General features: G+C 46.3%; 9 protein-coding genes. 2 read left to right on the top strand and 7 right to left on the bottom strand.

All coding sequences use genetic code 11. The features are described 5' to 3' along the window. The first annotated feature begins 2 nt into the window (after positions 1-2). Entirely contained in the window at positions 3-587 is a 585-nt protein-coding gene (locus tag H5T88_04580) for a MarC family protein (GenBank protein ID MBC7329617.1), read from the top strand. A gap of 133 nt (positions 588-720) precedes the next feature. Here the strand turns inward: H5T88_04580 and H5T88_04575 are convergent, their stop codons facing one another. From H5T88_04575 to pfkB, 3 genes are all read right to left on the bottom strand, one after another. Beyond that, on the bottom strand, positions 721-918 hold the full coding sequence (locus H5T88_04575; protein ID MBC7329616.1) for a twin-arginine translocase TatA/TatE family subunit: 198 nt from the start codon (positions 916-918) through the stop codon (positions 721-723). Continuing rightward, a complete protein-coding gene (locus H5T88_04570) occupies positions 919-1,140 on the bottom strand; it encodes a twin-arginine translocase TatA/TatE family subunit (protein MBC7329615.1) in 222 nt (73 codons plus the stop codon). A 332-nt stretch (positions 1,141-1,472) separates the two neighbouring features. After that, positions 1,473-2,414, bottom strand: a complete 942-nt coding sequence (gene pfkB, locus H5T88_04565) for a 1-phosphofructokinase (protein ID MBC7329614.1) — start codon at positions 2,412-2,414, stop codon at positions 1,473-1,475. A 60-nt stretch (positions 2,415-2,474) separates the two neighbouring features. Between pfkB and H5T88_04560 the strand changes: the two genes are divergently transcribed. Next, positions 2,475-4,538, top strand: coding sequence for a hypothetical protein (locus H5T88_04560; protein MBC7329613.1), 2,064 nt, complete (start codon positions 2,475-2,477; stop codon positions 4,536-4,538). Positions 4,539-4,735: 197 nt separating this feature from the next. Here H5T88_04560 and argB read toward each other — a convergent pair whose 3' ends face one another. The 4 genes from argB to H5T88_04540 all read right to left on the bottom strand — a co-directional run bounded on the left by argB (position 4,736) and on the right by H5T88_04540 (position 13,457). Then, positions 4,736-5,581 (bottom strand): acetylglutamate kinase, encoded by an 846-nt coding sequence (gene argB, locus H5T88_04555; protein MBC7329612.1) that lies wholly within the window; start codon positions 5,579-5,581, stop codon positions 4,736-4,738. A gap of 9 nt (positions 5,582-5,590) precedes the next feature. Next, entirely contained in the window at positions 5,591-6,736 is a 1,146-nt protein-coding gene (argJ, locus tag H5T88_04550) for a bifunctional glutamate N-acetyltransferase/amino-acid acetyltransferase ArgJ (GenBank protein MBC7329611.1), read from the bottom strand. 47 nt (positions 6,737-6,783) lie between these two features. After that, on the bottom strand, positions 6,784-8,811 hold the full coding sequence (locus H5T88_04545; GenBank protein ID MBC7329610.1) for a hypothetical protein: 2,028 nt from the start codon (positions 8,809-8,811) through the stop codon (positions 6,784-6,786). Positions 8,812-9,080: 269 nt separating this feature from the next. Continuing rightward, positions 9,081-13,457 (bottom strand): hypothetical protein, encoded by a 4,377-nt coding sequence (locus H5T88_04540; GenBank protein MBC7329609.1) that lies wholly within the window; start codon positions 13,455-13,457, stop codon positions 9,081-9,083. Positions 13,458-13,466: the final 9 nt, after the last annotated feature.

Here is a 13,466-nt window from a genome sequence, read left to right as displayed (position 1 = left end):
GTATGTGGGATTTTTGGAAGGCCTTATTTGCTCTATTTATTGCGATGGACGCAATTGGATTATTGCCCTTCTACCTCGCCCTGACTGTTGGTTTGAAGCAAGAAGAGAGAAGGAAGGTGGTATGGGAGGGCATATTGACGGCTTTTCTCATAAGCGCTCTTTTCGCCTTTCTTGGACAGCTTTTCTTTGAGATTCTCGGCTTGAATCTTGGGGATTTCATGATAGCGGGAGGGATTTTCCTCCTCTTGATTTCCATCCTCACATTCACCGAAACTCTGCAAACGCAAGAGATGAAAAGTCAGAATTTCTCCATCGTTCCCCTGGGCACTCCCCTCCTCGCCGGTCCCGCTGTCCTTACAACCACTATGATGCTCAGCAGCCTTTATGGATATGTTATAACCCTGAGCGCCTTGGCGGTTGTCTGTTTAATCAGCGCCCTTATACTTCTTTGGGGCGATTGGATTAAAGAGTTCTTGGGGGAAGGATTGATGAAGGGGATATCAAAAGTAGCAAGCCTTCTGCTCGCTAGTATCGCGATAATGCTGATTAGGAAGGGAATAGAGTTGATAATACACTCTTTCCGCTGAGTTTTAAATCACTAACTTGTTTTGATGTATAAACGAAACTCATTGGAAAATTCTTAAAAGTTCTCAACGAGTTTTGGGCAATCGGGAGCAGTTCCTATGTGGCTACATTAATTTCGCGACTAAACCCGCTAACTCAATTCTCTTCTTTCTTTTCTTCCTTTTCCTCTTCCTTCTCCTCCTCTTCTCCGGCGCTGGAGATAGCTTTCTTGAATTCCCTCAACCCCTGCCCTATCGCCTTGCCCAACTCTGGAAGGCGCTTCGCCCCGAAGAGGAGAATTATGAGAAGGAATATTAAAAGTAGTTCAGGAAGTCCTATTCTGCCGAACTCCATTTATTTCGCCTCCTTTTGCTCAAAATCAAGGTTCTCAGGCTTATCAGCGGGAGGGAGTTCGTTCTTTTCCTCTGGTTCTTCATTCATAAATTTCTCATAGGCTGTCTTGAACTCCCGCACCGCCTTTCCTATCGCCCTTCCTATTTGGGGAAGCTTGTGCGGTCCGAAGAATAGAAGGGCAAGAATTAGGATAAAAAGAAGCTCACTGAACCCTATGTCCACTTTGTCTCACTTATTCAATTTTAAGGTCTGGAAAGGAGGATGTCAAGTCTCCTCCATTGCAAGCCTACCCCTCTCTGTCATTGCACTCGTGAACGCTCACGCATTCGGGATTGTTAATTCCCTACACAGCGAGGCTGACCCCACTGTCATTGCGTGGAGCGAAGAGACGAAGCAATCTCATGAGATTGTCATGCCCCCTTTGGCGGGCTCGCAATGGCAATAGGTAACCTCTCCTCGGTGGACTCTCAATGACCGTCCAGGGGACTTCTTAAAGACGAGATTGCCACGGGCCCCCTGCGGGAGCCCGTGGCAAAGGAGGAAAATCGCTTCCTCTAATCAGCAATGACTTTGCAAGTCGCTAATTTATAAAGTCTTTCAATATCTTCTTTCCTTGCCATCCCTGCTCCCACAACCATTACATTCGCCGCACCGCAGGCATTCCCAAGACGAAGGCAATCCTCAAGGGAAAGTCCGTCAAGCAAGCCGCAGATGAAACCAGCGAGAAATGAATCCCCAGAACCGACTGCCGATACAAATGGGACATCCAAGCCGGGAGTATAGGTAATCCTTCCCTCAGCAAGCATTATCGCCCCCTCTTTCCCCATCGTCACCACGACGACCTCCGCCTTGTCCGAAAGCGCCCGCATAGCCTCCATAACATCGTCCTCGTCGTTCAAATCTCCCTCAATCAGATATTCCAACTCCCTTATATTCGGTTTCACCATAAATGGATGAGCCTCCAAGCCCAATCTCAGTAGCTCTCCGCTTGTATCAAGTATCGCCGGCACTCCAAAATCCTTAGCGAGCATCGTCAAGCGGGCGAATATATCGGGAGGCGTTCCCGGGGGCGCGCTCCCGCAGAAGACGAGAAAACTCGCTCCCGGCAAAAGCTCCTTCACCTTCTTCTCCAACCTCCTCGCCTCCCTTTCCCCCACCGGCGGTCCCCACTCGTTAACCTCCGTCTGCGTCTTATTAACCAAATCAACAATAGCTATGCAGAGACGCGATTCCCCCTTAACCCTGACGAAATCATGGGGAATTCCCTCCATTTTAAGATGATTCTCTATGAACCTTCCGTTATGACCGCCCACGAAACCGCTCGCCAAGCTTGGCTTCCCCAAAGTCTTGCAAACCCTCGCCACATTTATCCCCTTCCCTCCCGCTACCGATTTCATCTCCTGTGGTCTATGCACCCTGTCAAGGGTGAAGTTATTAACCACATAAGTTTTGTCAACCGCTGCGTTCAGTGTAATTGTTAAAACGAACTTCTCCATAATTCAACTCTATAATAAAATTCTATCAAAAATTTCTCACAAAGAAAGGAGAGACGAGGAATGAAAGGAAAATTCTTGCTTTTGCCTCTCCTGCTTTCCCTTTTCTCTTTCCCTTTTGAATACAAGGTCAGCTGGCTGGGAAATAGCTTCGGCGGAGGAGATAAATGGGTGCAGGATTTCATTGATGGAATGTTCGTTGCCCCTGATGGAACGGTCTATACCGCAAGCGTTTGGGATGAAGCCGGAAGGGAATTCGGGATTTATAAAGATGGAGATGTCATTGGAGCTTGTAGGGAAACCCACGGCTGGGGAACACTTGGAGGGTTCGCTGTAGCTGTGAATTCCAAATATATCTTCATCGCTCACTTGCAGGGCAACGAGGGAGGACATCTGCAAGGCAAGGAATATCCACCTAAAGGAAAATGTTGGATAGGCGTATCACGCTACAACAAGGATGGCACCTTGGCACCCTTCCAAGGTGGCGGAGGAAGATTTGGGGCAATGCTGATTCTCCACGAAGTCCCAGATGAAGAAGGAGATAAAGCCCAGATAAAGGGATTAGCGGTTGATGATAGATATCTTTACATAAGCGATAATTACGCAAATGAGATAAAGGTCTATGATGTTGAAACTATGAAGTTCATTCGTAGTTGGAAAGTGGAAAATCCTTATAGAATCGCGATTGATAATAAGGGCACTTTATGGGTAATAGAAAAGGGGCAGAAGGAAAGCAGGATACAGCGATATTCTCCCGAAGGGAAAGCCCTTCCCCAGAGCATAAAATTTAACAGCTCCGTCCTGCCTACCGCTCTCTGTATAGATAACAAGGGACGCCTTCTCGTTGGAGATGATGGGAAAGCACAGCAGATTTTAATCTATTCTGATTTGGAGAGGAAGCCAAAATTGGTTGGGACATTTGGGGAGAAGGGAGGGATTTATGGGGCTGGTGGGATTGTCTCTCCTCTGAGATTCGCGGGAATAAGGGGGATTGGGTTGGATGGAAAAGGAAACATCTATGTGGGTTGTCAACTTCCTGGTTGTGGTGCGGTATTGCGAGCTTTCACTCCAAACGGGAAATTGCTTTGGGAGCTTGTAGGCTTGGAGTTCGTTCACACAGCCGATGCCGACCCTACAACCGATGGGATAGATGTATATACCGCCACCAAGCATTATAAAATGGATTGGAATAAGACAGAACCAGGAAGCGAATGGAAATGGTATTCCCTAACCATTGACCCACTGCGCTATCCTAAAGACCCTCGGATAAACAATTTGGAAGCGCCATTGATTCGCTATATTAAAGGCAAGAAGTTCCTGATTATGAGGGGGATGTATGAACACATTCTCGTTATATATCGCTTCACTGGGGAGATAGCTGTCCCATCCGTTATGTTCTCAAGAGAACACCTGAGGGATAGGCTTTTCTTGGATGTCCCTCAACCTGCTAAAGGGCGATGGATATGGAGGGATATGAACGGCGATGGAAATTTCCAAGCCGATGAATTTTATGATGCTGATGGAGTGGAGGAACCGGAATTCTGGGCTTGGTGGGTAGATGAGGAGGGCGGAGTTTGGTACGGGCTTCAAGATGGGACTATCTATTACTTCCCTCTTCTCGGATTAGATAAATTTGGAAATCCCATATATAAAAGGGAATCGGCAAAAGTTTTCCATATGCCTTCTCCCCTCAACCACCTCCTTCGCATAGAATATCATCCAAAAGAAGATGTTATGTATCTTAGCGGTTATACAGTGGATAATCCAAAGACTGGCGATGAATGGGGGATAGTTGGTTCGGAGATTCTCGGGTTTGATGGATGGATGAAGGGGAACAGGAACCCGAGCGTGAGGTTTAAGCTCCCCTATGAGGGCGTGAAACGTTTTGTGAAAGCTTTTTGCACGGCGGGTGATTATCTCTTCGCGGTAGAGGGGTTTAGCGCCATCGTTCATATTTATGAGATAAGAAGCGGCAAGAAGGTTGGCGAGATAACCCCCAAGGAAAGCGGATGGGTGGACTTTCCCGATGCAATTAGAGCGATTAAGAGGGAAAATGGCGAATACATAGTATTCGTTGAGGAGGATTGGAAGAACAAAGTTTTCGTTTATCGTTTGAAACTACCATAAAGGAGATTGGCTTTTTATTTTTTGGTGTTGTAAAGACGCCTTTTTAACAAAGGTAACACTGCGTAGTATTTCTGGTCGTTCTATAATTTTGCCGTTGCGAGCCGCCCCCCCTTTCATTGTGAGGAGCGAAGAAACGAAGCACTCTCAAAAGAGATTGCCACGCCCACCTTCGGTGGGCTCGCAATGGCAGTTAAGGGTCAATCCTTGATTATCATCGTTCCCAAGCCCCTATCCGTGAATATCTCCATCAACAGGGAATGGGGCAATCTTCCATCTATTATATGAGCACTTCTTACTCCCTTAAGAAGCGCTATCTTGCAAGCCAACAGCTTCGGCTTCATCCCACCTCCCACCCTCTCTATTATTCCATCCAAATCCTCAAAATTTATAACCGATATCAAACTCCCCTCATCGTCTGCCCTTTCCAAAACGCCCCTCACATCCGTCAAAATCAGTAGCTTCTCGGCTTTAATCGCTCCTGCTATATGTCCAGCTGCCGTATCGGCGTTCACATTCAATCCCTTTCCTTCCTCATCCATCGCAATTGATGATATCACGGGAATATATGAATCATCCATTAGGACATCCAATATGTGAGGGTCCACCCTCTCTATCTCTCCCACTTCCCCCAACCCTTCCTTTCTTTTGGCTATGATAAAACCCGCGTCCTTTCCCGATATTCCCACAGCTTTCCCTCCAAGCTTCCAAAGCCTCGCCACTAAATCCTTATTCGTCTTTCCCGCCAACACCATCTCCGCTATCTCAAGCGATTCCACATCCGTTACCCTTTGCCCATCAACGAAAACTGGCTCTTTCCCAAATTTCTTCATCCACTCGCTTACCTCCTTTCCTCCCCCATGGACAAGGACAACTTTCATCCCCACATAATGAAGGAGGAGAACATCTCGCAATACCTCATCCCTCAGAGATGGGTCCTCCATAGCGGAACCGCCGTATTTTATCACAATCTTCTTCCCCCAAAAGCGTCTTATATAGGGAAGGGCTTCAATTAAGACCTCTGCTCTTTTCTTCAAATCCTCCATTTTTCCTCCTTATGTCGTGTATTCAGCGTTTATCTTCACATAATCATAGGATAAATCGCAAGTATAGACAATGGCGAATGAGTTCCCACGCTTCAAATCTATCTCCACCTCTATCTCCCGATTATTTTTCAGAAAATCTCGCAGTTCCTCCTTATTGAATTTTATAATCGCCCCACTTTCCGCTACCTTTTCTCCCGAGATGAAGATATCAACCGCTGGCGCCGTCTCAAAGGGAAAGTTTCCTATAGCGCATAGGATGCGACCCACATTGGGGTCGGCGCCGAAGAAGGCTGTCTTCACCAATGGGGAAACCGCTATCCTTCGCCCCACTCCCCTTGCCTCTTCTTCGCTTTTCGCTCCTCTCACCTTTATCAAAATTAGCTTTGTTGCACCCTCTCCATCCCTCGCTATCATCTTCGCCAAATCAACACAAGCTTCATTTAAAGCCCCTTGGAAGGTGAAAACGTCGTTCATCTCGCTCATCCCATTAGCTAAAACGAAGACGGAATCGTTCGTTGAGGTATCGCCATCCACACTTAAACAGTGAAAAGAGACATCTACCGCTTTTTTCAGGCATTCTTTAAGTTGATGGGATTGAAAATCCGCGTCAGTTAAGAGGAAGACGAGCATAGTAGCCATCTGGGGATGAATCATTCCCGCTCCTTTCCCCATTCCCAATAGGAAAGCTCTTCCGCCATCCAATTCCTTTTCCACGAGTTTGGGGAATGTATCGGTGGTCATAATCGCCTCCGCAAATTTGGGGAAGTTATCAGAGGATAATTGCCCTACCGCTCTCTTTATTCCCTCCCTGATTCTCTCCATTGGAAGCCTTTCCCCTATAACCCCAGTTGATGCTACCAAAACCTCCTCTTCCTTTATTCCCAGGTTTCTCGCTACCTCGGCACACATCTCCTCCGCGTCGGAGATTCCTTCCTCACCCGTGCCCGCATTAGCATTTCCCGAGTTGACAACTATCGCTCTAACTTTTTTGCCCATTTTCCCTTGCGAAACTATGACGGGAGCCGATTTAAATGCATTAGTCGTGAACACCCCCGCCCAATTAGCAGGCTTTTCCGTATAGATGATGCCCAAATCGGGCTTTCCCTTCTTCAAACCGCAATTCACTCCTGAGAACAAGAAACCCTTCGGAGGCATAGTAAGAAGAATTATAAATCCGAGTAAAAGATATGGAAATTCAAATTTTAATCTGGAAGAGCGAGCCAGGGATAAGCTATGACGGTGAAAACAGGAGTGTAATCAAAGTAATCGTAGGCAAAGGGCTTGTCCTCGAACTCCGACAAATATTTCCTCCAATCCTCCTTCTTGAACCTATGTATTGCAATTAAATGAGCGTAATCATAAGCTCGCTGGGGGCTTTTCTCATAATATCTCCACCACTTCTCCCTTTCCAAGACATTCCACAAATTATAAACATCCTCCTTCGTAAGCCACCAAAGGGGAACAAAGGAAAACCAAGTATACATCGTGTAATCCCAGGGTATCTCAATCTTTATTTTGAAGCTGTCCCACTTTATCTCCGAAACGATTTCTTCTTCCTTGTATTCTTTTCTATGTCTATAAAGCTCCATCGCCCGGAAAGCAAAGGAGGCTCTCGCGAAGAACTCATCCGCTAAATCCTTTCTTCCCGCCATATTGAAAATGTGGTATAAGCTTGCATAGGCGAGATAACCGCCAACGGTTGATTCAACTATTATATGAAGGTAATCGGGACCGGGGAAAGCATAGGCGCTTCCCGTCCAATCGTAGGCGGGAGGCAAGCTTTCCCTTAATTGGATGGCTTTGTCAAGTATTTGGGAGATGTATTTCCTATCCACGAGCTGGGCGTAAGCAGCGGTGGGATATAGGAGAGTGGAAGTTATCTCGGGGTAGTCAACTTGGGGAATTGAGGGTGGTGGCTCTGGAAACCAATGAATTCCAGACTTATCATCCCTCTCCAACCTTCCCCACCAATAATCCAAGCATTTTCTCACAGCCTCTGCCACATTATCTTTAAGAGGTGAGGAAAGTATGGGATAAAGTTGGATGAGTGCGGAAGTGGTGAGCCCATCATAGAAGGGACGCCCACGGGAAAAGGAGAATGTTCCATCGGGATTTTGATGTCTCAAAATCTCCTTTAAATGTTTCTCAACGATTTCCTGCTTCTCCCTCTGGAGGGGAGGAAATTTCACAGTGAGCGAATTGATATTCGCTGGGATGGGAAGATAAATCCTTGCCCCTTCACCATCTATATAGCCCACATCGCCGAGCAAGGAGGAAATAGTAAAGGAGGGTTTAGCTAACTCGCTTATAGTGGGAGGGATGGGAAGGATTTTGAGTGGATTAACAGAGAATTCTCCTTTCTCTTTTTTGAACTTGATGTGATATTGAACAAAGGCGCCCTTGCCGTCTTTACCGAACTTAGTTTCAATTGTTTCGGGAGCTGAGAAGCAAGAACGCCAGAGCTTCTCAACCAATTCCTTCTTTATCGTTTTGTAATCCGATGGCAGAACGGCGTAATATAGAGGCGGAAGTGTATACTTCCTGCCGGGCGAAAGGGAATTGGAGAAGGATACGCGGATTTCCCATTCGTTCTTGAAGATTGATAAAGGGTGATGAGTGAAGAGAAAAAGATAGGTGACAGGCTCGGATGGATGGAAGGCTATATAGCCATTCTTCAATTTACTTCCCGGAGCTAAAATATAACCTTCTTTAATCTCTTTGATTTCTCCATCTGAAAGTATCCAGTTGGAGGGGGCGGTTAGCTCAGCCCAAGGGTAGCCGGTGAGAACATATTGGATATGGAGATTTCTTTTCGGTTCTATCTCCGCCCAAAAGCGAAGATAGGGATAGCCAATCCAAATCTCGCAGAATGTCCTCGCATTGAAATCAGGGGTTGAAGCGCTCTTCGCAACGATAATATGATTCTCATCAGCCTCTATTATCTCGGTACCATCTTTTGGGTCGGGGAAAAGAGAATAGAGATATTGGTCATCTATAAGGAGAGTGAGGAAGCCGGCGTAGAGAGATTTGCCGAAAGCGTCGTCTCCTCGTTGAGGGAGGATAGCGAAGACCTTAAATCCCCTTTCCACATATACCGCGTAGTGGATGTTCCAGATATATCCCTCCCTTTGGGAGATAACCTGGGAGAATCTGCCGAGCTTCTGCTCGGGTAAGGATAGGAAGGGAAATAAAGATAAGAGAAGAATCGTTAACAATTTCCTCTTTATCATCTCAATCAGCTCCTCATTTTTAATTCAATCTAATCTTACACTACAGAGGAAAAAATAAAAAAGGGAATATTTAAGAAAAATTGACCTTTCAAATGAAAAGTAGGTACAACAGTCTCTACATATTTTTGTCTTTGGAAGCCCACCGAAGGTGGGCGTGGCAATCTCTGTTGAGATTGCTTCATCTATTCGCACCTCGCAATGACAGAGAGGATTAGTATCACAATGACGAAAAGAGCGGTATCACTACAGAACTTTAAAGTTAAGAAAATCTATTGCCTTTCTTGAAAACTCTCTAACGAAACTCCCAAATTCATGAGAATGACCTCTAAAATCCTCCTTTTCTTACTCATATTCTCCTTCGTATCGGGAGCGGAGATGTTCAATTGGTTCAAAATAAATCCTCCCTTTCCCCTCGGATATCGTACCAATCCCCCCACATTGTCTAGTGGATAAACCCTTCCTTTATACCAATCGGGGAGCTCCCTTATTATCCTCACATTATCAATACCAACCAGGGGCATATCTTGATGCTTCCTCACGCTTCTAACTATGAACGATATGCTTTCCTTCGCCTCTTTTCCATCCAAATTTATCAATTTCGGCGCCATCGCATCGGGAAGCTCTGTCATCAAGACCCTTTTCCCATCCATTTGAATCTCCAAATCCTTTATCGTGTCGTAATAGGCATTATTCCAGATTTCAATGCTCTTAATCTTCGCCGGCACAGGTAATCGGAAAATGAAGGGAGGCGAGCCCTCGGGATTCCAATCCCCATACCAAATCTGATAGATATAGCGCCAGAAATCATGCCCCGTCATCCCATTCACCAAATTGAAGGGGTCATGGTCGTCCTTCGTTGGACGATACGGTCCCTCGGGCTGATTGGGAAGCCTACAGAAGGGCGCTATATCCTCACCATCAACACAATAAGTATAGACATTTTGCGAGAGCCATTTGTCTCCGAACATTATTTCCTCATCCGTATACTGAAGGACATCGCAATTGCCCAACCCCTCGTTCAATGGGTCCCTGTTCAGGGAAACCCTCTCCAAGCGAAACTCCCTTATAAGATGCTTCGTTCCAAGCAGTTTGTTGAAATCCTCCATACCATCGGGAGCCAATCCCCAAAGCATTATCCAACCGCCCTTATTAACGAAATCCTCAACTTTCCCTTTATTGGCAAGGAGCTCTCCTATCCTGCTCTTATCAGCTTCAACGATAAGAACAGCCGAAGCCTGCGAGAGCGCTTCACTCAGGCTTTTGACCTCCTCTATTCTATATCCATTTGATTTCAGGAAATTCAATTTTTCCTGCGAGACATAAGCGAGAAGCCTTTTCTCCGGCGGTTGATATGAATCAGCGTATTTCAAGAGATTTGCAAAGAGGAGTTGAGCGGAGGGTTCCATATCCAACTTTTCCCCGATTTTGAGCTGAGATGCTAATAATACTCCCTTTCCGAGCTTTATTTCAAGGAGACTCGCGAAATCCAATCCCGGACCGCATACCACCAGAGAGCGCGCCCCTCCCGCCGGCTTCTCCCAAACATACTCCGCTGTGGGAGAATCCCCCGCCCAACAGGAGAAATCCTCCTGTCCCAAATTGGAAAATATCTGAGAAAAGACACCGAGGGGGAAATTATAGCTCGCTTCATGCTGAGTCGGCTTCAAATTCAGCGAGCCAATCACTTTGATTGGATTCGTCTGCTCAAGACAAATTATCCTTGCTCCTTTCGCCACCAAGCTGGAGAGAAAATCGGAATTCGCCATGTCTGAGGATAGGGAATTTGGAGATATTATCAAGATGGCAGGGAAGTTTCTAACCTCTTCAAGCGAGCCAATCGGCTTGGGAGAAATCCCCCACTTTTTCAAAAAATCAATCAGCTTGTTATCAATGGGGAAGACATAGATAGGATGTTTAATAGAGATTCCCTTAATAGGAGGAAAGATGGAAAATATCTTGACATCTTGAAACCCTTTTTCCCCTTCCTGGCTGACGCTCAGGGTCAATTTTGCGATTGTTTTCTTATCCACTTTCGGCAAGCCAAACGATATCTTCATCTCCTTGCCGAAACCCGGCTCTATATGCAAGGTTTTCTCTTCGCCAGCGATTTTCTTCTCCCCTATTTGAACCTGCCAGGAAAACCTTATCGGCTTTGAAGAAAGCGTATCATTGAAAACCTTGACTGTTCTTAACACCTTATCTCCGGAGAAGAATCTCCAATTCTGCTCTCTTACGAAAGCAGCCAAGGGCGAGAGAGTCCTCCAGCATTCGGGGAAATCATCCATCCCCATCCAAGGGCAGAGGATGGCTACATCGTTCCAGCGATACGCCTCCAGCAACAAATTCACGAATTTAGCATAGGCTCGCTTGGCAAAATACCGCCCCTCAAAGACCTTATCCCCGCCTATCCAGGCGTGGTCGGCGTTCTTGCCGGAGAAAAATGTCATCTCCCCCATCGCCAATGGTCTTTGCCTATCCCAATTCCAACCCATCTCCTCCACATACTTATCGAATTTTAGCTCATAGGCTCCCTCAGGATATTCATCCCACTGTGCTTCAGGATAATGGAGGCAATTTATATCGGCGCTCTGGTCCCTCAAAGCACCGCTTCCATCAAGAAAGCAGGGGCGTGTGGGGTCGTAGGTCTTCGCCACCTCAATCAACCTCTTGAGCTCACTCTCCACTTTATCCATTATATGCCTATAGGCAAGACGCCCATTTATGAAGCCTATCTCGTTTTCAAGGCTATAGAAGAATATGGAAGGATGATTGCGATAGGCAAGGACTACCTGCTGAATATGCTCGCGGAAGTTCTCCCATACCAGGGGATTTGATAGGTCGTAGTTTATGAACATCCCATCTATCATCGTTGATAGGCGTCCAGGAATGCCATGAGCGTCCGTCCAATCAAGCTGAAACCTGCGAGGACCGAAGAAACGCCTCAATCTGAGGTCCTCGCTGAATCTCTCAAACCTATTGTTCCCCTTCCTGAAATGCTCAAGCATCTCCTCCGGCGTCCTCCCTTTCAAACCATCCAGTAGATTCCAAAAATTGTATCGGATACCGTTAACCCTGATATATATGCCATCAATAGTTATTTCCCGGAAACCGAAAGTCGTCTCAGTTTCATCAATTAGATTTCCATCTGCTAACAATCTCATCCGAAAACGATAGAGATTGGCTGGGTCATCGCCGGGAACCCATAACCTCGCATCCTTCCATTCAGCTGCGACTTGACATTCGACAGAACCATTAGGGGGAATCTCAATGTTTTGAACAGGGAATTTCTTCTCTATTTCTTTCGTTTTATCAAAGACCGCCTCCGATTCAAGGGAAACTCTCTTAGGGATTTCCGCATTGCTCTTCAGCCTCAATTCTACTGTTATTTGTCCATCTTTAACGCTTGTCTTTATGAACACATCATCCACATAAACCTCTCCCGCGACGATGAGGGAAACGGGGTCAGTGATTCCGCATTCCGTCCCATCCGCATCTCCCTTTGTGGAAGGATAAATTGGGGCGACGAAACGGATGTGCCCGAAGTTCTGAATGGGAACATTTCTCATCCTATTTAGGGATGACTTGTGGAATTGGGAATCAATGGCATACCAAGCGTCCTTTATCCCTATCAATATCTCGTTTATCTCTCCAGGTCTAACTGCCTTCGTTACGTCTATTTTCCATGGAACGCGAGTGCTCTTATGCCAACCGATGAAGACGCCGTTCACTATCACAGAGGCTATCCAGTTAGTCCCAGAGAAATCTAAAATGAAGCTCTTTCCCGATAGTTCCTTCGGTATCTCCACCCTACAGCGATACCAAACCCTATGCGCCATATTCAAGGGGGGAAGGGAATGGAGATTGGAAGGGACATTGATGCCACGCCAATGGGGTTGAGGTGGAAGTTCCCGCAGAGGCTCATAAGTGCCTCTATCCATATCCAAATCGTCGTATCGGCAAACCTGCCACAATCCGTTGAGAGACAGTTCACCCCTTTTCCCTTCTTTTATTCTAGACAAAATCTCGTTGGAGAAGCGAAAGATATTGTCCATCGCTTTGACATCCAATTCGCCGCTCGGCTCCTCGCCCGGCTTCAAATTCCCATCGGGAACCCAATCTCCCTTGACGAATGCTATCGCATCTATGGCAAGAAGAAAGCGTCCATCGGGACCGGGATTATTGGCAATTATCGTCAATTTATGATTGCCATGGGAAAGGAAAACCTCCCCTACCTTCAACCAAGCTACCTCGTACCAAGGACCCAACTCGGTCAAATTAGTCGTCAGCTCATCCGATTTTATCTCTCGCTTCTCTCCCTCGTCTATTTGCCAAACGATAGGAGCCCTGACGAATTCATAGCCAAGCCTAATCCAAAAATAGTAATTCCCTTCTTCTTCAATATGAAAGTTATAGACGAGACGCAGACCATTTCCCAACTTACCAGCCAATACATCCTCTTTGCTCAGTGTTTTCACAAGCCAAGCTCCCTCGCTCAAGACCTCATTGACTTTAGCAACATCAAACTGCTGATTCGCCTCGCTAGGCTTCTCCCCCTCAAGCCAAACGAAAACCTGCGGATGGGCGGAAAGGGCTAAAGCAAGGAAAAGGAAAATAGCAATTTTCTTGAAATATGACACTCTTGGCACCTCCGCTAA

This window comes from bacterium, from assembly GCA_014360495.1.
Classification (GTDB): Bacteria; Armatimonadota; JACIXR01; order JACIXR01; family JACIXR01; genus JACIXR01.
The sequence above is the reverse complement of the archived record's forward strand: the minus strand, read 5'-3'. Positions and strand labels throughout refer to the sequence as shown.

Coding starts and splice junctions, on each gene's coding strand:
- argJ (MBC7329611.1), bottom strand. CDS start 6,736: ATGCCTCCGAAGGGTTTCTTGTTCTCAGGAGTGAATTGCGGTTTGAAG.
- pfkB (MBC7329614.1), bottom strand. CDS start 2,414: ATGGAGAAGTTCGTTTTAACAATTACACTGAACGCAGCGGTTGACAAA.
- H5T88_04545 (MBC7329610.1), bottom strand. CDS start 8,811: ATGATAAAGAGGAAATTGTTAACGATTCTTCTCTTATCTTTATTTCCC.
- H5T88_04560 (MBC7329613.1), top strand. CDS start 2,475: ATGAAAGGAAAATTCTTGCTTTTGCCTCTCCTGCTTTCCCTTTTCTCT.
- H5T88_04575 (MBC7329616.1), bottom strand. CDS start 918: ATGGAGTTCGGCAGAATAGGACTTCCTGAACTACTTTTAATATTCCTT.
- argB (MBC7329612.1), bottom strand. CDS start 5,581: ATGGAGGATTTGAAGAAAAGAGCAGAGGTCTTAATTGAAGCCCTTCCC.
- H5T88_04580 (MBC7329617.1), top strand. CDS start 3: ATGTGGGATTTTTGGAAGGCCTTATTTGCTCTATTTATTGCGATGGAC.